General features: G+C 63.4%; 21 protein-coding genes. 3 read left to right on the forward strand and 18 right to left on the reverse strand.

What is annotated here, in order from left to right; genetic code table 11:
- Positions 1–52: 52 nt before the first annotated feature.
- From ACFPFW_RS12875 to ACFPFW_RS12885, 3 genes are read left to right on the forward strand one after another with little or no spacing between them, the layout of a single operon-like run.
- Positions 53–1,339 carry an allantoate amidohydrolase gene (locus ACFPFW_RS12875; protein ID WP_162799652.1) on the forward strand — a complete coding sequence of 429 codons (1,287 nt, stop codon included), beginning with the start codon at positions 53–55 and terminating at the stop codon, positions 1,337–1,339.
- Positions 1,336–2,295, forward strand: coding sequence for a phosphotransferase (locus tag ACFPFW_RS12880; RefSeq protein ID WP_114956862.1), 960 nt, complete (start codon positions 1,336–1,338; stop codon positions 2,293–2,295). The genes ACFPFW_RS12875 and ACFPFW_RS12880 overlap by 4 nt, the downstream gene beginning before the upstream one ends.
- 20 nt (positions 2,296–2,315) lie before the next feature.
- On the forward strand, positions 2,316–3,251 hold the full coding sequence (locus ACFPFW_RS12885) for a phosphotransferase (RefSeq protein ID WP_114956915.1): 936 nt from the start codon (positions 2,316–2,318) through the stop codon (positions 3,249–3,251).
- Here the strand turns inward: ACFPFW_RS12885 and ACFPFW_RS12890 are convergent.
- The 18 genes from ACFPFW_RS12890 to glnT all read right to left on the reverse strand — a co-directional run bounded on the left by ACFPFW_RS12890 (position 3,248) and on the right by glnT (position 21,102).
- Positions 3,248–3,559: a hypothetical protein gene (locus ACFPFW_RS12890; protein ID WP_114956861.1), complete on the reverse strand. Its 312-nt coding sequence runs from the start codon at positions 3,557–3,559 to the stop codon at positions 3,248–3,250. The two genes, ACFPFW_RS12885 and ACFPFW_RS12890, sit on opposite strands and share 4 nt — an antisense overlap.
- 5 nt (positions 3,560–3,564) lie before the next feature.
- Positions 3,565–4,263: a tetratricopeptide repeat protein gene (locus ACFPFW_RS12895; RefSeq protein ID WP_379771006.1), complete on the reverse strand. Its 699-nt coding sequence runs from the start codon at positions 4,261–4,263 to the stop codon at positions 3,565–3,567.
- Between the two features lie 3 nt (positions 4,264–4,266).
- Positions 4,267–5,364, reverse strand: a complete 1,098-nt coding sequence (locus ACFPFW_RS12900; protein ID WP_114956860.1) for a Rieske (2Fe-2S) protein — start codon at positions 5,362–5,364, stop codon at positions 4,267–4,269.
- A gap of 69 nt (positions 5,365–5,433) precedes the next feature.
- Positions 5,434–7,815 (reverse strand): N,N-dimethylformamidase beta subunit family domain-containing protein, encoded by a 2,382-nt coding sequence (locus tag ACFPFW_RS12905; RefSeq protein ID WP_379771009.1) that lies wholly within the window; start codon positions 7,813–7,815, stop codon positions 5,434–5,436.
- 129 nt (positions 7,816–7,944) lie between these two features.
- Positions 7,945–8,388 carry a N,N-dimethylformamidase, small subunit gene (locus ACFPFW_RS12910; protein WP_114956858.1) on the reverse strand — a complete coding sequence of 148 codons (444 nt, stop codon included), beginning with the start codon at positions 8,386–8,388 and terminating at the stop codon, positions 7,945–7,947.
- A 69-nt stretch (positions 8,389–8,457) separates the two neighbouring features.
- Entirely contained in the window at positions 8,458–9,156 is a 699-nt protein-coding gene (urtE, locus tag ACFPFW_RS12915; RefSeq protein WP_114956857.1) for an urea ABC transporter ATP-binding subunit UrtE, read from the reverse strand.
- 1 nt (position 9,157) lies between these two features.
- Positions 9,158–9,898, reverse strand: a complete 741-nt coding sequence (gene urtD, locus ACFPFW_RS12920; protein WP_114956856.1) for an urea ABC transporter ATP-binding protein UrtD — start codon at positions 9,896–9,898, stop codon at positions 9,158–9,160.
- Positions 9,899–9,900: 2 nt separating this feature from the next.
- Positions 9,901–11,010 carry an urea ABC transporter permease subunit UrtC gene (urtC, locus tag ACFPFW_RS12925; RefSeq protein WP_114956855.1) on the reverse strand — a complete coding sequence of 370 codons (1,110 nt, stop codon included), beginning with the start codon at positions 11,008–11,010 and terminating at the stop codon, positions 9,901–9,903.
- A 37-nt stretch (positions 11,011–11,047) separates the two neighbouring features.
- On the reverse strand, positions 11,048–11,935 hold the full coding sequence (gene urtB, locus ACFPFW_RS12930) for an urea ABC transporter permease subunit UrtB (protein ID WP_114956854.1): 888 nt from the start codon (positions 11,933–11,935) through the stop codon (positions 11,048–11,050).
- A gap of 90 nt (positions 11,936–12,025) precedes the next feature.
- Complete coding sequence (locus ACFPFW_RS12935) at positions 12,026–13,333, reverse strand: transporter substrate-binding protein (protein ID WP_114956853.1); 1,308 nt, start codon at positions 13,331–13,333, stop codon at positions 12,026–12,028.
- A gap of 400 nt (positions 13,334–13,733) precedes the next feature.
- Complete coding sequence (locus ACFPFW_RS12940; RefSeq protein ID WP_114956852.1) at positions 13,734–14,594, reverse strand: urease accessory protein UreD; 861 nt, start codon at positions 14,592–14,594, stop codon at positions 13,734–13,736.
- Entirely contained in the window at positions 14,591–15,241 is a 651-nt protein-coding gene (gene ureG, locus ACFPFW_RS12945; protein ID WP_114956851.1) for an urease accessory protein UreG, read from the reverse strand. The genes ACFPFW_RS12940 and ureG overlap by 4 nt, the downstream gene beginning before the upstream one ends.
- A 5-nt stretch (positions 15,242–15,246) precedes the next feature.
- A complete protein-coding gene (gene ureC / locus ACFPFW_RS12950) occupies positions 15,247–16,956 on the reverse strand; it encodes an urease subunit alpha (protein ID WP_114956850.1) in 1,710 nt (569 codons plus the stop codon).
- A 5-nt stretch (positions 16,957–16,961) separates the two neighbouring features.
- Positions 16,962–17,654 carry an urease subunit gamma gene (locus ACFPFW_RS12955; RefSeq protein ID WP_114956849.1) on the reverse strand — a complete coding sequence of 231 codons (693 nt, stop codon included), beginning with the start codon at positions 17,652–17,654 and terminating at the stop codon, positions 16,962–16,964.
- Positions 17,655–17,666: 12 nt separating this feature from the next.
- Positions 17,667–18,338, reverse strand: coding sequence for an urease accessory protein UreF (locus ACFPFW_RS12960; RefSeq protein ID WP_114956848.1), 672 nt, complete (start codon positions 18,336–18,338; stop codon positions 17,667–17,669).
- Complete coding sequence (ureE, locus tag ACFPFW_RS12965; RefSeq protein WP_114956847.1) at positions 18,332–18,799, reverse strand: urease accessory protein UreE; 468 nt, start codon at positions 18,797–18,799, stop codon at positions 18,332–18,334. The genes ACFPFW_RS12960 and ureE overlap by 7 nt, the downstream gene beginning before the upstream one ends.
- Positions 18,800–18,866: 67 nt before the next feature.
- Positions 18,867–19,781, reverse strand: a complete 915-nt coding sequence (gene purU, locus ACFPFW_RS12970; RefSeq protein ID WP_114956913.1) for a formyltetrahydrofolate deformylase — start codon at positions 19,779–19,781, stop codon at positions 18,867–18,869.
- Positions 19,782–19,803: 22 nt separating this feature from the next.
- A complete protein-coding gene (gene glnT / locus ACFPFW_RS12975; RefSeq protein ID WP_114956846.1) occupies positions 19,804–21,102 on the reverse strand; it encodes a type III glutamate--ammonia ligase in 1,299 nt (432 codons plus the stop codon).
- Positions 21,103–21,133: the final 31 nt, after the last annotated feature.

A 21,133-nucleotide genomic window follows, 5' to 3' on the forward strand; every position in this document is an offset into this window, starting at 1 on the left:
CGCGATCAAATGGTTTTCGTAAGGTTGAATGTTCCCATCGAGAGGGCCGTTCATGTCTATCGACCATGACCCTTCAGGGCATGAAACCACCGGCTGGGCCATGCTTGACGATGGCTTGCTGCACCAGTTGCTCGCCGAGTTCTCCACCTTCGGCGGTTTGCCGAACGGCGGCGTGCACCGGCTGACCGCCTCCGCCGAGGATGGAGCCGCACGCGACCACCTCCGTGTCTGGCTGCTCGGCGAAGGAGCGGAGGTTCGCGTCGATCGTGCAGGTAACATGTTCGGCCTGTTCGACCTGGCTGGCCCCGGCGCCCCGATCGTGATGTGCGGATCGCATCTCGACACCCAGCCGAACGGTGGAAAACTGGATGGCGCACTTGGTGTCGCCGCGGCGTGCTGCACGGCACGGTCCTTGCTTTTTCTGAAGCGAGATGGACACGCGTTCGAGGTGAATTTCTGCGTGGTGAATTGGACGAATGAGGAAGGCGCCCGGTTTCGGCCGAGCCTGCTTGGCAGCGGCAGCTATGTCGGCGCGATCGCGCTCGACGCCGCGCTTGCCGCAGCCGACGACGACGGCGTGACGGCCGGCGAGGCGCTGGCCGCGATCGGCTATCTCGGCCAAGACGAGCCACCTCCCCTGCCTGCCGCCTATCTCGAACTGCATGTCGAGCAGGACGTGCGGCTCGAAGAGAACGGCGCGCAGATTGGCATCGTCGTCCGCAATTGGGGCGCCGCGAAGCTCGACGTCGTGTTCACCGGCGAGCAGACGCATACCGGGCCGGGGTCAATGGCGCGGAGACGAGACGCGCTCCTGGGTGCCGCCCACGCCGTTACCGCGATCCGCGCCCTCGCCGACCGGTGGCCCGGTGCCCTCCATACGTCCGTCGCGCGAATGCTATTGTCGCCCAATTCGCCGAACACCGTGGCTGCCCGCGTGGAGATGAGCGTCGAGATCCGGTCCGCCGACGATGCGATCCTGTCGGCTGCGCACGAGGCCGCGAATGTCCTGCTTCAGGAAGCGGCGGAAGCTGCCGGCATTGCGTGCGCGATCGCATCCGAAACCAGGCGCGGCATCCGCATGCTGCCCGGCGAGATCGCCGACCTGACACGGACCTGTGCACGGGAAGCGGGCTACGTCACGATGGATGTCGATACTGTCGCGGGCCATGACGCCCTGAGCTTTCTTGGACGTTGCCCAACCGGGTTGATCTTCGTGCCCAGCGTCGACGGGATCGCGCATAATCCGCGCGAGGAGACGGCGGCGGCCGACCTCGCGGCGGGTCTCGACACGCTGATTCGGGCGGCGTTCGCACTGTGCTCCGGCGACCGCAAGGCATGACACCGTTCGGACAGGCCGCGACCGCATTCGACCGCCGTGCCGAGGCGGCCATCACGCATGTGCCAGGGCTCGCGGATCGCGGAGTGTCCTATGCGCTTGCGGCGGCGGCGATCTGCTCGCCGGTGCATCGCGGCGTCGCGTCGGACTGCATTCTCATCGACGCGGGCGGCGAACGTATCTTTCTCAAGGCGCTGAACGAGGACATGGCGGGAGATGTTTCGGTACCCCAGTCGATCGCGGCGGCGAAAGTCGCGGCCGATCTGGGCGTGGCGCCGGCTATCGTGATCGACCAGTCCGGAAGCGGCATCGCCGGCTTTGAGTATTTGCCGCCTCCATGGCGATACGCCCATGTCGGCGACTTGAAGACGCCGGGCGTGATCGGACGTGTGCTGGACGCCAGGCAACGGCTGCACGACGGCCCTCGACTAGGATGGCGGTTCGATGTGTTCGCGCGCATCGAGCAATTGGCGGCCTCGGCGGTCGAAAGCGGCGCGCCGCTGCCCGGCGATCTGGACTGGCTGTTAGGCAATGCCCGTGCGGTGAAGGCCGCGATCGAGGCGGCCGGATACGACCTCGCCTTCTGCCACAACGACGGCATCGCCTCGAACATCATGCTGGGGCCGGACGGCGCGGTGCGTCTGGTCGATTTCGATCTCGCGGGCGACAACGATCCCTGGTTCGATGTCGCGAGCCTTCTCAACGAGGCATTCCAGTTCGACGCCGAAAAAGCGGACGCGATAGGGCATTATGCTGGGCGGTTCGACGAACGCCTGCTGAACCGCTGCCGCGCCTACGGAGCGGTCGACGATCTCGCCTGGGGCATCTGGGGCGTGCTGCGCAGCACAACCTCGGCGCGCACGAACATCGAGTTCTTCAAATACGGACAGTGGCGATTGCTGCGCTGTCGCTCGACCATGTCCCACTGGGATTTCGAAGCATGGCTCAGGCGGCTGTGACGACGGAACCGACTTTTTCCATGAAACAGATCGGAGATGCTGCGACCGACGCCGAGAGGGCGATCGAAGGGGTGCTGGCGAAAATGCCGGCTTGGGCCGGAGAACCTATCCGTTACCAGCCCGTATCGGGTGGTATCAGCAACGCCAACTGGCGCGTCTCGGTCGACGGGCACGAGATCGATTATTTCGTGAAGGTGCCGGGCCGCGGTACCGAGATGTTCATCGAGCGAAACGCCGCCAACAATGCCAGCCGCCGCGCGCATGAAAGCGGCGTCGGCGCGCGCGTGGTGGATTTCCTCGTCGACGACGGCATCGAGATCTTCCAGTTCGTCGAGGGATACCGCGCTTCCACCAATCTGGATTTCATGCGCCCGACCGTGCGGATGAACGCGTTGAAAGGCCTGAAGGCGTTCAACGACAGCCCGCGCCTCGACCTGACCAAGACGATCTTCGACCTGATCGACGAGCACCTCCACCAGATCGCCGAGCTCGATGGCTATGAGCCGCCGGACTTCGCCTGGCTGAAGGCGCAGTACGAGAACGCGCGCGCGGCGGTATCCGCATCGGGACTCGACCTCGTTCCATGCATGAACGACACCCTCGCCGGCAATTTCATGCTCGGACCGGATGACGAGGTGATGCTGGTTGATTTCGAATATGCGTCTAACAACGACCGGGCCTATGAACTCGCCAACTGGTTCGGAGAGATGTTCTTCCCGCGCACGGTCGAACGGGAGCTCGTCGAGGCGTATTACGGGTCCTGCACGCCGCAGATCGAGGCGCGCATCGCGGTGATGAAGGCGCTGGCTGACCTCAAATGGTCGAGTTGGGCGATGGTGCAGGAACGGGTGTCGGCGATCGATTTCGACTTCCATAAATACGGCGTCTGGAAGCACATGCGGGCGAGAACCGTGATGCACCATCCCGACTGGCCGGAATGGCTGCGCAGCCTCTAGGACGCGATCGTCTGCTCGTCGCGCACCTTGTAGAGGAAGACACAAGCGCAGTCCGGGCCAGAAACGCTGAACGGAGCCGGATTGACCCGGAACTGCTGAGTCATGAAGCGGTAAATCATCGCTGCCGCTTGCGGTGTCATCGCCGGTTTCCAGAGCCAGATGTCGGCGCTCTCGTCGACCTTGCCCGACTCGAACATCGCCGCGCGCGGATCTGAGCAGGTGCCAACCTGCCAATCTTCCGCGCGGCCGCCGAATTCCTTGATGTACATCAGGAACTCGAACTTGATTTGCTGGACGCTGAAGACCATCGCGATCAGCCCGGGATCGGGTTGAGTTTGAGCTGGCCTGGATCCTGCGGCACCCGCCCCCGAAAACGGTCGAGCATGACGAACGCGTCGTTCTTCTCGTCGCTCGACATCTGGTCGACGACGCCGTCGAGAGCCTTGAGGGCGTTGCCGACTCCATGCTGCGCCGCGAGGGACAGCCAGACGAACGCCTTGACCCGGCTTTTCTCGACGCCAGTGCCGTTGGCATACATGAAGCCTAGCCGCGCCTGCGCGGGATAGTGGCCGGCCGCCGCAGCACGCTCATACCACTGGGCGGCGACCGCCTCGTCCTGCGGCACGCCCTGCCCCTTGCCATACAGCGCCGCGAGATTGAAACAGGCATAGAGGTCGCCCTGCTCCGCAGCCTTGCGCAGCCAGATCGCGCCCTGCTCGAAATCAGCCGGAGCGCCCTGCCCCATCACCAGCATGGCGCCGAGATTGGTCTGCGCCTGCACGTGCCCCTGTTCGGAGGCGCGGCGATACCAGTCGAGCGCGGTCTGCAGCGAAGACGTGACACCATGGCCATTCGCGTAAAGCGAACCGAGCCAGACCTGCGCCTCGGCATCACCGCCTGCCGCAAGTTCCGAGAAGATCGCCAGTGCGGAGCGATAGTCCTTCGCCCAGTACGCGGCCACGCCGTCGGCGTTGGTCACGCCAGTCGGTTTGTCGAGCGTCATGACGGCCATTCCTTACCTCGGATTGCTGTAGAGCGGTTCGACGATGAACGGCGTCGGCCTTGTCAGGATGCCGTCGACCAGCCGACGCTGCGCCCAGAGCCCGATGGCGTTCGGCTGAAGCGGCGGCGGTGTGCCGATCGTGTTCGGCTGCGAAGCGGTTGCCCATTGAACGAGTTCGCGGTGTCGTGCTTCCGCCGCTCCGGCACGCTGGCGCAGGTCGCCAATCCAGCGGTCAAGAAACGATGTCTCGCCGCCGGTCGCGCCGTAGACGCTGATCCGGCAGAGGGTCCGGCCGATCGCTGTCGGCTGGAGGATGACGACGCAAGTCTCGTCCTCGGTCGCGATCAGGATCACGCCTGGAAACAGCCACGCCGTCCGGACGCCTTCGCCGGTCGAGAGCAATCCGGACGCCATGATCCAGCCGTCCTGTTCCTCGATGGGCGATCCGCCGGAGAGATGTTCACCGAGGAGCTTCCAGTCGGCATCGAATTCCAGCCATTGTTCACCCAGCCGCCGGTTTCTGGAATTGTCGAAGAACGCCGATACGGGAAGCGTGCCGATACCGCTCTCGAATGCGCGGGGTGCATGATCGACATTGGCGAAGATCAACGGTCCCCAACTGCGGAGGTTGACCGGGAAAAGCCGCTCGGGGCGAAGACCGAAATATTGGTGCATCTCCGGCGTATCGTCGCCGAGCTCCGTGGCGCTGATCGGCTTGCGATCGCGGCTGTAACCGCATGAGGTGAACGAGCATGCGGTCTTCTTGCCGCCCTGGCATTGCAGCGGCACGACGCGGCAGCCGCCATGCTGCGCCTTGTTGAACCGGCCGGCGATGCCGCCGTCGTTGAGGCGCTGCACGTGCAGACCATGATGGCCGATCGTATAGGGCAGGATGTCGCCCGCGTTCGGGATGTCGTCGTGAACGCCGATGCCGATCCATTGCCGGCTCCAGATCGCCTCGTCTTCCAGGAAATAGAAGTGCAGCGAGCGGAAGCTCGCAGGTGGCAGGCTGTGCGCCTCGCCGAGCGGCGCGACCGCATCCGCATAGAAAGCCGCCTCGGTGAGGTCGTGGCCCTCATCGAAATAGCCGAGATCAGGACGACGCGACATTGGCTGATCCTGAGTGGAGGAGGCGCGCCCGCGAACAGGACGCGGGCGCTTGTTGCTTGTTCCGACGCCTTAGCTGACCGCGGGGCTCTCGTAGTCGGCGCGACCGCGATACTTGACCGCATCGCCGGGAGCCGCAGGCAACGGGCCGTCCTGCATGAAGCGGTTGAGAACGTTCCCCACTAGGGTGGAGATGTTGTTCTTGCCGTTGTTCCAGGGCAGCGAACCGCAGAACGCGATCGAGCTGAACGAGAAGCACCCACCGCCGTTCGGCGTCTCGCAGAAGGTGATGTCGCCGCGCACACGCGGATGCGTGGTGCCGTCGAGACCCTGCTGGTTGAAGCCGAAATCCTCCATGACGAGGAGGTAAGCTTCGGTGTGGCGACCGGCCGATGTCGCGACCGTCAGGATGTGCGGGGGCGAACCGAGCATCGTGTCGACGATGTCGAGTTCGAGACCGGCCGCACCGCCGCCGACGAGTCCGAAATTGCCTAGCTTCTCGTCGTAGTCGATGCCATCGAACGCCCAGCTGACGCGCGGGTCGTTGGATTCCGACAGACGGGTGAAGTAGCTCGAAATATCGAAGCCTTCCGACGACATGCCGACGCCCGCGACGGTATGTAGATAGCGGCCGCGATAGCGCCACATGCCGCCGAGTTCGCCGGTGCTCTGGTGGTAGTATTCGCCTGGATCGGCGCGCCAGGTGCGGATGCCGGATTCGCAGCGCCGCATCTCGGTGACGATGCCGCGACCGAGTTCGTCATAGGCCGGGTGGTAGGAGTGGACCCAATACCAGCCGTCGGCGCCCATATACATCAGGCGGCCGCCGCGCTGCGTGTAGTTGTGCAGCGCGTCGAGCTGCGGTCCGGAATTGTGCTCCGGATGCGAGCCCGTGATGATAACGTTGTAGTTCTCGAGCCGGGCGAGACCGTCATAGGTCACGTCCTCGTCGGTGATGACGTCGTACTCGTAACCCATCTCCTCCAGCCAGTAGATGAGATGCAGGTCGGCCGGATACTGCCACGGCGCCTGGGCGAGGAAATGGTCGTACTTCGGCCGGATCGAAAGAATCGGGCGCAGGCGGGACGAGAGCGAGATGCCGCTGCCGTCGGTGTGGGTATCGTAGATCGAGCCACCGTATTCACGGTGCTCGGCCAGGAACATGTTCTGGTGCTGCATGATCGGCACGCGGTAGACGAACAGCTCCGCCGCGCCGGCATTACAGGCGACGTGCTCGTTGGCGTAGGCCATATAGCTGATGGTCGGCACCATGACCGCGATCTTGGACTGCTCCTCGCCGACGCGGGGAACGATCCAGAACGGGATATACTCCTCGTCGCCTTCGCTCGTGGTTAGCTTGGCTGCGTAGAAGCGGCTCTTGATGTCGGTCGGCACCTCCCATTCGAAATCGGCGTCCCAGCGAGCATCGTCGACATCGTCGTCGTGAAAATGGATCGCGCCGTATTCGGACTGGGCGTGCTTCCAGTCGAACGTCGTGCCCTGCCAGTTATAGCCGGTCAGGCCACGCACCGGGCAGTTCACCAGCCGGAAGCTGAAGCGGTACGGACCCTTGTCCTTGCCGATGAGGGTGTTGATGCCGTCGCCGAAATCCCACGACGCGACCATGCACTTCGCCAGTGTATCGGTCGGGCCGACATGGCGGCGCTCCGACATGGCGGGCGAGGCGCCCATCTTCATCGTCTCGATCTCGGCGCGGCTGAGCGCGCGATTGCAGAGGCGCGGGCTGTCGATTTTGCCGTTGTATTTGTGGGTGTAGACGACGCCGGCCGGCATCGACGACTTGGCCAGCGGATCGGACGCATCGACCTTCTCAACGCTCGCGGCAAGGGTCAGCGGGATCGTCTCGTGGGTGATCCTGGTCGACAGGGTCTTCCGGACGGGCTCGATGACCGGATCGAGGGCGTAGACGATCTGCGGCTCGTGATAGAGCACCGCCTCGCCCGTCGCCGCGTCGAAGGTCGCGGCCACGAAGTGCCAGGCGTGATCGCGGATCGGCGCGCCTGTCGTGATCGTCTCGCCGTCGACGCGCAGTTCGAGGCAGCCGTCCGCGTTGATGAAGAGGCCGTAGCCCTTGCCGCCGGACCATTTGGTGACGATCGCCTGCGGGCCGTGCTTCCAATAGCGCGGATGGGTGCGCGGAATGGTCGGCCATATCCACGCCTGTAGCGTGAAGCTTTCGACGCGGAGCTGCGGAGCGTCCGCGACGAAGCCATACGAGCCGCCGTGAACAACCTGCTTCTTGCCCTTGTAGGTCTTGTTGACCGCGGCGCTGACCGGCTTCTCGATGTAACCGGGACCACGGGGATTGGTGTCGCCGTGGATCATGTGAACGATCTCGGCGGTGTATTCGGCCGGCCCGTCGCAATTCACGTAGAACTTGATCTTATCTCCCGGGTGGACACCGAATTTGTCCGCATACCCTGTCAGCCTCATGGCGCACATTGGAGTTATCCCTATTCAAAGGTCTGTTTCAGGCAAGTGTCTGCCCTTCGCGGCGAAGGCCACGTTTGGTCACTCGCTGATGGATTCATGGCTCGGCGCCCGGCGCCGGGCCGTAGAGGGTCAGGTCACCGTGTAGTTGTCGGCGCGGCGCTTCCAACCCTCGTTGTACTGTTCCGGATTGCCGTCATGTTCGGGCATCTCGTCGAGCCGCATCAGGAAGATGTCGTGCTGGATCTCCTGCTCGTCGTCGTAGACCTTGTCGCTGACGAATTCCGGCGGGACGCCGCGAATGCCCGACAGCCGGCCGATGCGCCATTCGGCATCGACCTTGGTGCAGATGACGACCAGCTTGCCCTTGGTCGGCGTGCCCCGCATGCGCAGCAGAACACGCTTGAGAACCGGATAGTCGTGGACGCCGCCCGAAATATCGGTCGTGTCGCCCGGAGTGCCGCATTCGAGTACGGAGAAGCCTGCGACCCCCTTCATGGAGTCAACGCAACGACGGTGTTCGTCGATAAGCTGCTGCCGCTCGGGCGTACCCTTCTTGGGTATGGAAATCGTCATTCTCCAGCTCCTCGTCGCATAAGGTGCGTTGAATTCCGGACGGCGTGAGCCGCCCGGCAACAGCAGACGTCAGATCGTCATGTGCTTGTTGACAACCTCGTCCGTCATTTCGTCCATCGAACCTCGGGCGACGATGCGCCCGTTGTCCATCATGATGAATGCGTCGCCCAAACGTCGGGCCACTTTGATGTGCTGCTCGGTCAGGATCAGCGTGATGCCGAGTTCCTTGTTGAGCATGTGAAGCGTCTCGCCGATCTCGAACACGATGTTCGGCTGGATGCCTTCCGTCGGCTCGTCGAGCAGCAGTACCTGCGGATTGGTGGCGAGCGCCCGTGCGATGGCGAGTTGCTGCTGCTGACCGCCGGACAGGAGGCCGGCGCGCTTGTTCAGGTTTTCGGCGAGATAGGGAAAGAGGCGCAGGCACAGTTCCGGCACCTGGCTGTCGCCATCGCTGCGGGCGAAAGTGCCCAGCAGGATGTTTTCCTTGACGGTGAAGTTGCCGAGGATCTGGCGGCCCTGCGGGATGTAGCCGAGGCCATGCTTGGCGCGCTCGTAGGTCGGCGCCTTGCTGATGTCCTGGTCCTCGATCCGGATCTCTCCCGACGACCAGTCGGTGAGGCCCATGATCGTGCGCATCAACGTGGTCTTGCCGACGCCGTTGCGACCGAGAACGCAAAGACACTGTCCCTTGGGCAGCCCGAAGGTCATGTCCTTCAGGATGGGCGTCTTGCCGTAGTACGAGGTGACCTTCTCGAAGGAGAGCAGCATCTCAGTGCACCTCGTTTCCGAGATAGACTTCCTTCACCCGCGGATTGGATTCCACTTGGCTGATCGTGCCCTGCGCGAGCAGGCTTCCCATGTGCATGACCGTCACCACGTCGGCGATTTCGCGGACGAACCCCATGTCGTGCTCGACGACGATCAGGGTGTGCGTCTTCTTGAGCTGGTTGAAGATGCGCGCCGTCTTCTCGATCTCGATCTCGGTCATGCCGGCGACGGGCTCGTCCATCAGCAGCAGCCTCGGATCCTGCATCAGGACCATGCCGATCTCGAGCCACTGGGTCTCGCCGTGCGAGAGCAGACCGGCCTGAGTGTCGAGCCGTTCATTCAGGCCCGCGAGCGTGCCGATCTCGTCGAGCTTCCGCTCGAAGCCCTTCGAATGGAACTTGAAGATGTTGCGCAGCGGGTTGGTCGTTCGACTGTAGGCGACCTGGAAGTTCTCGCGGACGCTGAGATCCTTGAGTACGGCCGGCACCTGGAACTTGCGGCCGATGCCGCGACGCGCGATCTCGTGCTCGTCGAGCCCGGTGATGTCGTCGCCGTAGAACAGGACCTGCCCCGAGGTCGGCTTCTGGCGACCGGTGATGAGGTCCATGGTCGTGGTCTTGCCAGCGCCGTTCGGGCCTACGAGGCAACAGAGCGTCAGCTCCGTCACATCAAGGCTGAAGCCGTTGATGATGTGGATCGCATCGTAGCTTTTGTTGAGGTCGCGGATTTCGAGCATTCCCATCGTTACTCTCCCGCAGCCACGAGCTTGCCGTCGGCCACCGCGTCCGGCGACTTCGACCTGGGCGATCCGCCGATGCGGCCAAGCACGATTTCCAGCAGGCCGGCGAGGCCCTTCGGCAGGAAGCGGACGACGATGATGAAGAACCCGCCGAGGATCAGCAGCCAGGTGTTGAGGAACTCGTCACCGAGATAGCTCTGCGCGCCCTGGATCAGGAACGCTCCGATGATGGCGCCGATCAGCGACAGGCGGCCGCCGATGCCGGCCCAGATAACCATCGAGATGCTGAACGTCACATCCATCTGCGCGGGCGAAACGTACTGGACCAGTACGACCCAGAGGCAGCCGGCGATCGAGGCGATGAGGCCGGAGAGCGTGTAGATGACGGTCTCGTAGAAGGCGACGTTGTAGCCGAGGAAGCGGACGCGCTCGGCATCGCAGCGCACCGCCTGCACGATGAGGCCGAACTTGCTCTGCGTCAGCAGCTTCGCACCGATCGTGCAGAGGAGGAGCGCGGTGTAGACGACCCAATAGGAGGTCGAGCTGTAGGGATCAATCTCGAAGCCGAAGACCTGCAAAGCGCGTGGCGGCGTGATGCCGTTGACGCCGTTGGTGTAGGGCTGGATGTCGAGGATCAGCGTGTACCAGGCGCTGAGCATCGCGAGCGTCATGATCGCGAAGAACGGCCCGGAAACGCGCGAGCGGAACATGATGCTTCCGAAGGCGATGTAGAACAGGGTCGGCACGAGCAGAGCGAGGAAGATGCCGAGGCCGGTATTCCAGAACGGCTCCCAGAACCAAGGCAGATGATCCAGGCTGTTGTTGAGCATGAACGGCGGGATCGGATCATTCTCGGGATCCTGTGCCTGCATCTGCATGGTCATCGCCATGCCATAGGCGGCGAGGCCGAAGGCGATACCCTGGCCGAGGTTCAGGATTCCGCCGAAGCCCCAGCACAGCGCCAGCGACAGAGCGAGCATGCCGTAGACGCCGTAGGTCGAGAACTGATTCAGGAGGAAGGCGTCGTCGATGAAGAGCGGGATCACGCCCAGTGCCGCGAAGAACACCAGGTATACGGCCCATTGCGCGGGCTTGCTGTGGTAGATATTGGTCATCGTCCGGCCTGTGTCAGTGGATGGTTTGCGCGGGGGTTCATCGGCGTGCCTTTGCCGGCGCAAACAGTCCCTGCGGCCTGAACCTCAGGAAGACCACGATCATCACGAAGAGCAGGAACCGGGCGAACGTATCGTTTGTGAAGTAGGCGAAGATCGACTGCAACTCGCCCATCCCTCCGCCCGCCGCGACGCTGCCCACGAGCGAGCCGCCGCCAACGACCACGACCAGGAAGGCCTGCACCACATAGGCGGAACCCATGGTCGGGAGGACGATGTTGAGCACGCCGAACAGCGAGCCCGCGACGCCCGCGAGACCAGCGCCGATGGCGAAGGTCATCATGTATACGCGGTCGGAGTTGATGCCGAACGAGGTCGCCATCTCGTTGTTCTGCATCACGGCGCGGACCTGCATTCCGAAGCGGCTGCGATAGAACAGCGCCCAGATGCCGACGACCAGCGCGATGGTGATGAAGAAGACGACGACGCGGAATGTCGACAGGTTGAAAAAGCCGAGCTGGATGTTGCTCTGGAAGACCTCGGGGACCGCAATGTATTTCGGATCGCTGCCGAAGATCAGCCGCACGCCCTGCATCAGGACGAGTGAGACGCCCCAGGTGGCGAGAAGCGTGTCGAGCGGCCGCTTGTAGAGATAGCGGATCAGGCCTCGTTCCAGGATCAGCCCGATGACGCCGACGATGACGAACGAGGCCGGGATGCAGAGCAGGAACGGCAGGCCGAAATAGGACTGCAGCATGTAGGAGCTGTAGGCGCCGAGCATAATGAACTCGCCATGCGCCATGTTGATCACGCCGGCGGTGCCGTAGATGATCGTCAGCCCCAGCGCGGCGATCAGCCAGATGCTGCCGATACTGATGCCGAGGATGAGGGCGTTGGCGAACGAACTGGGATCGAAACTAGCCCACATGGTCCTGATCTCGCATTGACGAGCTAAGCGGTTGGAATGTGCGAAAAGACTGGCCCGGGCGCAGAGAGGACCGCCCGGGCCAGCCTGTTGTCAGATCACGTTCTTACGGACCTTGCCGTCAGGCGCGACCAGACCGTTCGCGGAGCACTTGCCGATGTCGGCGTAGATGGAATACGGGTCCGGAGCGACGTGCTCGGAAGCCGTCTTGACGATCTTGAAGCTGCCGTCGGCCTGGCACTGACCGATCTTGGGAACGAGCCAGGTGTTGAAGTTCTGCTCGTCGATCCAGATCTCGCCTTCCGGGGAGATGTCGGCCGAAACCTTGATGCCGCCGCTGACGTCGCGGATCTTGCGCGGCGTCACTTCCTCGACGCCGAACTGGGCGATCGCCTTTTCGATGCCGGCCTTGAACACGTAGGCGGAGAGATAGGTCTCCTCCATGTTGTAGTGCGTCGTGCCGTTCTTGCCGTACTTGCTCTTCAGGAAGCTCTCGACGAACTTCGCGTTGGTCGGGCTTTCGAGGTTCTGGAAGTACGGGGCCGAGAGGAAGTGGCCGGCGCCGAATTCGTTGCCCATCGCCTTCGTCTCGATCTCACCGGTGGTGAGCGAGGCGATTGGCATCTCGTCGACCTTGAAGCCTTCCTGCTTGAACTGCTTGTGGAAGGCGATGTCGGACGCGCCGACGACCGTCGAGAAGATAAAGTCGGGTTTGGCCTGGCGGATCTTGTTCAGAACCGGCCCGAACTCCGAGCTGCCGAGCGGGATGTACTCTTCGCCGAGCAGTTCGCCGCCGGCGTTCTGAAGCCAGATCTTGGCGTTCTTGTTCGATTCCTTCGGCCACACATAGTTCGAGCCGACGAAGAAGACCTTCTTGCCGAACTTCTCGACCATGAAGGGGATGAGGTCCTTCGAGTGCTGGTTGGCCAGGGGACCCGTGCAAATCGTGTTCTGCGTGCACTCCGCGCCTTCATAGCAGGTCGGATAGTACAGCAGATGGTTCTGCGACATGACCGTCGGCAGGATCGCCTTGCGGCTGGCCGAAGTATAGCAGCCGAACAGCGCTATGACTTTATTGCGAAGGATTAGTTCCTTCGCCTTCTCGGAGTAGACGTTGAAGTCCGACTTCGCGTCGACGATGACCGGCTCGATTGGGCTGCCGGCAATGCCGCCGGCCGCGTTGATCTCGTCGATCGCGTATTGCATGACGAGCGTCGAATCTTCCTCCGGAACGGCCAGACCGCCGGTCAGGGAGAACAGAAGACCGACCTTGATCGGCTCGCCTTTGTTGAGCGTGGCACCCCAGGCCTCGCGGGTAACAGGAAGCCAAAGATGAGGCGCAGCCAATGCTACACCGGCAATAGATGCTTTCTTAAGAAAATCACGACGTGACGGCTTCATAGTCTGACCCTCTAGTAGATACTGCTCAAGACGAAGGGCATACACTGTCGCCATTCGACTTCTGTACTGCCGGATTTGATTAAAGCTAGAGCCCACAAACGAAGATCGTCAAGAAATTAATTTTCTCCAGAATTGTCAGATCGTGTTAAACGGCTAAGGGTTGAGCACCGCTTCTCCGAGCCTGCCTATGTTTCCCGCATGTCGCCTCATCCGTATTCAGAATCACCAATACTGACACGAATACTTGCTCAACTTTTTTGCTTCACAAGCAACTGGTGTTTTCGATTGTCTATGCACGTCATGGCTGCCAACACGCGCGCAAAGGCGGCGTCCAGGACAGTTTTTTCGCCTGAAATCAAAGAAAGCGCGGCGATGAAGACTAAGCCGGTAGCCGGCGCTGCTATTTTCGGCGCGGCGCGGGATCCAGGCCGGTCATGGCCCTGAATCCGGCGCGGAAGACCAGACCGAGCCCCCGCGCGAGAGTGCCGCCGTCGGGCCCAAGAAGGCGGACGATCAGCCCGTTCGCACCCGGCAACCGGGATATGCCCGAGAGGCAGCCGAGCGCATGGAGGTCGCGCTCGACATCGCTGGGGTCGAGACCGGCCGACATCTCTCCGAGAAGGAAGGCATTTCCGACCGCTCGATAGCCCACCAGAGGCGAATAGCGCTGCTTGAGCGCCCTGCCCGGCAGGATGCTGCGATCAGCCGCCAGCAGCGTCCCGTCGAGGCCCCGGACGAGCACGGAGGTCTCTACAATACCGAAGTCACGGTCCTGCGCGAGAGGATCGAACCAGGTCTGGCCTTCGCAGAGGATCGCACGCGCGTCGGCAGCGATCTCAATCGTCGTTTCGCTGACGATGTCGGCCGACGGAAACAGCACGATCGGATCGGGCGTGTAGACAAGCAGCGAGCCGGGCGAGACACGCAGGCTCACGCGCTGGCGAACGGGATCGGACTGAGTGTCGTGAACAACCGTGGCGGCCTGCGTGGTGACGTGCGCCGCGGCGCCTTCGGAGGTCGATATGGTGATGTCGAGGTCGTCAGCCCGATAGAGTCCACCCGAGACCGACTGCAGGTAGACCGTCGCGCAATCCGGCCGCTCGCGGTCGAGGTAGAACGGCCTCGTCAGGTGAAACGGATACGGAACGTGCTGGTGCGTGAGGAAGCTGCGGCCGCCGCCGACCGCGAACTGGAGGTTCGCACGGATCGTCCGGCCATGCGTCGTGGCGATCGAGAATTCAGAGGGCGGCCTGACATTCACGGTGTGAACAGCACCGCGTGCTGGATCGCATCCGCGACCTCGGCGATGCCAGCGCCCTTCCGCGCATTGGTCGCGATGATCGGTCGGCCGCCGCGCGCGGAATTTGCTTCCGCCAGCATGGCGTCGAGATCGACACCGACATAAGGCGCAAGGTCGGTCTTGTTGATGACGAGGAGGTCGCAGCGCAGGACACCCGGTCCCTTCTTGCGCGGAATATCGTCGCCGCCCGCGACATCGATCACGAAGATCCACCAGTCGACGAGATCGAGCGAGAACGTAGATGCGAGATTGTCGCCACCGGATTCGAAGATCAGCAGTTCCAGGCCGGGAAAGCTCGCCTCGAGCTCGTCGCCCGCCGCCATGTTGAGCGTCGGGTCCTCGCGGATGACGGTATGCGGGCAGGCGCCCGCCTCGACCGCCGACACGCGCGCGGGATCGATCAGCCCGGACCGGCGGAGGCGCTCGGCGTCCTCCTTCGTCACGAGGTCATTCGTGACCACGGCGAGATCGATCCCGCGCGCGGAGAGAACCGGTATCAGCGCCTCGATCAGCGCCGTCTTCCCCGATCCCACCGGCCCGCCTATGCCGATACGGGCGGCGGGACGGCTGCCGGTCGGCGTCGTCGCCTCGATCGCGGTGTCGTGCATGCTGTTCATCGCAGCATGTAGCGCTGGGCGAGCGGCAGGCTGGTCGATGGCGCGCAGGTCGCGAGATCGCCGTTCACGAACACGTCGAAGGTCTGCGGGTCGACACGGATGCTCGGACAGGCGGTGTTTCGCAGCATGTCGCTCTTCTTCAACTTGCGCGTTCCCTGTGCCGGCAGGAGTGCCTTGGAGAGGCCCAACGTGCCGGCAAGATCGCGCGCGATCGCCAATGGGTGGACGAAGCACGCCGACAGCGCTGGAGCGGCGCGGCCGTACGCTCCCCATTGGGGCCGTAGCGCCAGCGGCTCGCAACTCATCAGCGAGGCCGCGCTGTCGCCCATGGCGCCCCAGGCGATGAAGCCGCCCTTGATGACGAGCTCCGGCTTGATGCCGAAGAAGGCCGGGCGCCAGATGACGATGTCGGCCATCTTGCCCGGCTCGAGCGAACCGATGTGCCTGTCGATGCCGAACGTGCGGGCGGCGTTGATCGTGTACTTGGCGACGAAGCGCAGGATGCGTTCGTTGTCGCCGAAGCCCGGCCGATCTTCGGGCAGCAGGCCGCGCTGGTCCTTCATCTTGGAGGCGAGCTGCCACGTCCGGCAGATGACCTCGTGGATGCGGCCCATACCCTGGCTGTCGGAGCCGAGCATCGAGATTGCGCCGATGTCGTGCAGCACGTCCTCCGCAGCGATCGTCTGGGCGCGTATGCGGCTTTCCGCGAACGCCACGTCCTCCGGAATCGCGGGATTCAGGTGATGGCACACCATCGTCATGTCGAGGTGTTCGTCGAACGTGTTGACCGTGTAGGGATTGGTCGGATTGGTGGACGACGGCAGGCAGTTCTCGACGCCGGCCACGCTGATGATGTCCGGCGCATGTCCGCCGCCGGCGCCCTCGGTGTGATACATGTGGATCGTCCGGCCGTCGATCGCCGCCAGCGTGTTCTCGACGAAGCCGGATTCGTTCAGCGTGTCGCTGTGCAGTTGGACCTGGAAATCGATGTCGTCGGCAACACTGAGGCACTGGTCGATGGTGGCCGGCATCGATCCCCAGTCCTCGTGGATCTTCAAGCCAAGGCAGCCCGCCTCCATCTGCTCGATGAGCGGCTCCGGACGATGGGTATTGCCGCGCCCGAGGAAGCCGAAATTGATCGGCCAGTGCTCGGCTGCCTGCAGCATCTTGCCGACATTGAACGGCCCGCCGGAATCGATGCCGACCGTGATCGGGCCGAGCGAGCCGCCGATCATCGTGGTGATGCCGGACGAAATGGCGTGTTCGCAGAGGCCGGCTGAATCGAAATGCACGTGCACGTCGATCGCGCCCGCGGTCGCGATGAGGCCCTCGCAGTCGCGCACGGTGGTCGCAGCGCCGACGATGAGGTTGGGATCGACGCCGTCCATGACGGCCGGGTTACCCGCCTTGCCGATGCCGACGATCTTGCCGTCCTTGATGCCGAGATCGCCCTTCACGATGCCGAGCACGGCGTCGATCACGACGACATTGCAGAGCAGGAAGTCGAGCGCGCCTTCCTTGCTGGTGAGGCCAGCGAGACCGGCACCGTCGCGAAGCGTCTTGCCGCCGCCGTGCAGGCATTCGTCACCGTAGACCGCAAAGTCCTTCTCGACGACCGCCACCAGCGAGGTGTCGCCGAGGCGGATGCCGTCGCCGACCGTGGGTCCGTAAAGGGCGGCGTATTCGCGACGCGAGATCCTTGCCATGACGTTTACGCTCCCTTGAAGCCGGCCGCGCGGGCACGCGCCAGGGCGGCGCTCTTCGCCTCCTCACCGCTTTCGCCCCGCGTGAGATTGTTGAGCCCGCTCAGTTCGCGACGGCCGCCGAACTCGACGAGATCGACCTGTTTCGACTGGCCGGGCTCAAAGCGGATGGCCGTTCCGGCCGGGATGTCGAGGCGCATGCCGAAGGCTGCAGCACGGTCGAAATCGAGCGCCTTGTTGGCCTCGAAGATGTGGAAATGCGAGCCGATCTGGATCGCCCGATCGCCGGTGTTGACCACCGTGACGCTCCCCTTCCCGCGACCGGCATTGATCTCGATTTCGCCTTCGGCGGGAATGATCGCTCCGGGTTCGAGTTCATCGGGAGCCGAGCCTTCCGCCGGCCGGATGGGCTCATGAACGGTGACGAGCTTCGTGCCGTCGGGAAACACCGCCTCGACCTGCAGGATCGGCATCATCGCGGCGACGCCGGGCATCACATCTGCCGTGGTCAGAATCCGCGAGCCATAGCCCATAAGATCGGCCACCGAGCGGCCGTCGCGCGCGCCCTCCAGGATCTCGTCGCTGATGATCGCCGAGGCTTCCGGATGGTTGAGCTTGAGACCCCGCGCCCGGCGTTTCCGCGCCAGTTCGGCGGCGGTGAAGATCGTCAGTCGTTCGTATTCGGTTGGAGTCAGCAGCACAGCGGCAACCTCCTAGTTCGCAAACAGCTTGAGATCGGCCCTTGCGTGCCGCATGACCGCGATATCCATGAACGGTGTCGCGCTCGACAGCCGCTCCCAATCCTCCACCGACCGCGCTGCGGCTTCCGCCGCCAGCGGAATGACCGCCGCAAGCACCTTCTGCGCATCGATTGCGCCGAGTTGCCCAAGACGCACGGCGGCCGCGACGAGCCCTCCCGCCGTCTGGTAGGCTGAGATCCCGAGGGCCTCGCCCTCCGCGATGCCAGTTTCGCGCCAGAGATAGCCCTGGACCGTCGTCAGGTGGCCAACGAGACCACCGCTCCGGATCGTGCCGAGCAGACGCTCGGCACCAGGCGTGCCGATACGGACATGGGCGGCAAGCAGTGCTCCGGCGTTGCGGCGGGAACCTGTGCGCAGTGGCTCGACGACATTGGCTATCTCGACCTCCCGGTCCACAGCGATCAGCGCGTCGAGATCGGTGCCTGCCCGATGGCTTCGAGCGAGGGCGACGCGATCGAACGGTGTCCAGCGGTGCAGCAACACCGAGCCGACGAGATCCTGCAGCGCGTCGCGGTCGATCTTGCGGCCAAGCGTGGAGACGCCTTCGAGACCGTTCGAGAACGCGAAGGCACCACTCGGGAAGGCGGTGTCCGCATGCTGCAGAACGGTGAGAAGACTCAGCACGGCAGCGCCTCGGAGCCGACGACCGATGCGGTCACGTCGCCGTGGTCGAGTAACCCCTGGATGCGGGCAAGATAGGTGTCTTCGGGGCCATCGAGCGCGATGAACAGAACACCGCCGCCGAACCGCACGCGCCAGTGCAGATTGCCGGCATGATATCCCAGTTGCAGAGCGCCGGCGGACGATGCCGGTGCAAGACGCAGCCAGCGTTCGGCCAGAACGTGAACGACGATGGCTCGGTCCTGCTCCAGCAGAAGCACCGCACGATCGAACAGCGCCTCGTCGCGCTGCAGCGCGATGGCGATCTCCTCGCCCGAGGGCAGCGTCGTGCGCAGCCGCCGCCGCGCCAGATCGGCCGTCGGGATTTCGAGGTATTCGACGGCGTGATGATGATCCAGATGATGAATGCGACCGGCAAATTCGGGGGCTTTTGCGTCACCGATAATCCGTTCGACAAGAAGCATCTGGAACGCTCGCTCGGAGGAGAAAAGATAGTACCTGGAGGACCCGCGGCCGCCAGCGTGGAACAGGTCAGTTCGCGAATACAACAGTACGGCTGCCGTTCAGCAGGACGCGATCCTCCAGATGCCAGGACAAAGCTCGCGCGAGGACGCGGCGTTCGATGTCGCGGCCCTTGCGAACGAGATCTTCCGGCGTCGCGTGGTGCGATATGCGCTCGACGTCCTGCTCGATGATCGGACCTTCGTCGAGATCGGACGTGACGTAATGGGCGGTCGCGCCGATGAGCTTCACGCCACGTTCGAACGCCTGGTGATAGGGCTTGGCGCCCTTGAAGCCAGGCAGGAAGGAATGGTGAATGTTGATACAGCGGCCGCGCAGCTTGGCGGCTAGGCCGTCCGACAGCACCTGCATGTAGCGCGCCAGCACGACCGTCTCGGTTCGTGTTTCGCGCACCAGTTCCCAGATGCGTTCTTCCTGCTCGAGCTTCGTGTCCTTCGTCACCGGAACATGGTGGAACTGGATGCCCGACAGATCGAGATGAGCGTAGCTCGACTGCGGGTGGTTGGCGACGATCGCCGTGATCTCCATCGGGATCTCGCCGATGCGCCAGCGATACAGCAGGTCCGAAAGGCAGTGGTCGAACTTGGAGACCATCAGCATGACGCGACGGCGTTCGCCCGCGAGACGCATCGACCAGTCCATCGAAAACGTGTCCGCGATCGGCTTGAAGCCGTCCCGCAGCGGTTCGAGATCGCAACCGCCACCCACCGAGTTCAAGACCATCCGCATGAAAAAGCGGCCGGTGCCGGTGTCGTCGTACTGGGTGGCCTCGAGAATGTTGAAGCCGCGCTCGAAGAGGTAGGTCGAAACGGCCGCCACGATACCGGGCCGGTTCGGGCACGACAGCGTGACGATGACATGGTCGGCGGTTTCGGACGCGCTGTCTGCGCGCTTCGCCGCACGGACAGGCTCATCGAGGATCATCGTGCTCATTCTTCAAGGACTCTCAGCAATCGAGCGTCGCCTCGCGTTCCCATTCCGTCAGGTGGCGCGAATAGGCGTTCCACTCTTCCATCTTCAGCTTAACGTAGGACGGAACGAACTCGCCGAGGCCCTCGGTGAGAATTCCGGACATGTCGAGCGCCCGGATCGCATCGAGCATGTTCAGCGGTAGCTTCTTGGTGCCTCGCACCTTGTGGCCGTCGGTGTACATGTTGATGTCGAGCCGCTCGCCAGGATCGCGTTTGTTGGCAATGCCGTCGAGGCCCGCGGCGAGAAGGCCGGCCTGCAAAAGATACGGATTGACCGCACCGTCGGCGAGACGGAACTCGAAGCGGCCCGCATCCGGAATCCGGATCATGTGGGTGCGGTTGTTGCCGGTATAGGTGATGCTGCTCGGCGCCCAGGTGGCACCGGAGGTCGTGCGCGGCGCGTTGATGCGCTTATAGGAGTTCACCGTCGGATTGGTGATCGCGCAGAGCGCGTCCGCATTGTGGATCAGGCCGCCGATGAAGCTGTAGCCGAGCTCGGAAACGCCGAGTTCGCCGGCATCGTCGGCGAAGACGTTTTCGCGGCCCTTCCACATCGATACATGCGCATGGCAGCCATTGCCGGTGAGATTGGCGAACGGCTTCGGCATGAAGGTCGCGCGCAGGCCGTGCTTCTCGGCAAGCGACTTCGCCATGAACTTGAAGAAGGCGTGCCTGTCGGCGGTGACGAGCGCATTGTCATAGTCCCAGTTCATCTCGAACTGGCCGTTCGCGTCTTCATGGTCGTTCTGGTACGGCTTCCAGCCGAGCCCGAGCATGGCGTCGCACAGTTCTGAAATCACATCATAGCGGCGCATCAGCGCCGACTGGTCGTAGCAGGGCTTTTCCTGCTTGTCGGCCGTGTCGGAGATGCTAGTGCCGTCCGGCGAGATCAGGAAGAACTCACACTCGACGCCGCTTTTCATCTCGTAGCCGAGCGCCGCGGCCTTCTCGATCTGCCGCTTCAGCACGACGCGGGGTGCCTGCTCGACGGCCTTGCCGTTCATCACCAGATCGGCGGCGAGCCAGCCCACTTCCGGTTTCCAGGGCAGCTGGATCAGCGTCGCGGGATCGGGGACGGCAAACAGGTCGGGGTCGGCCGGGGTCATGTCGAGCCAAGTCGCGAAACCGGCGAAACCGGCGCCGGCCTTCGCCATGTCGTTGATCGCCGAGGCCGGGACGAGCTTGGCGCGCTGGGTGCCGAACAGATCGGTGTAGGAAATCAGGAAATACTTGATGCCGCGGTCCTTCGCGGTCTTCTCAAGGTCGCTCGCCATGTCTGCCCCCTGCGGCCCCGCCGCCCGCTGC

This window comes from Flaviflagellibacter deserti (genome assembly GCF_042652085.1).
Lineage (GTDB): Bacteria > Pseudomonadota > Alphaproteobacteria > Rhizobiales > Methylopilaceae > Flaviflagellibacter > Flaviflagellibacter deserti.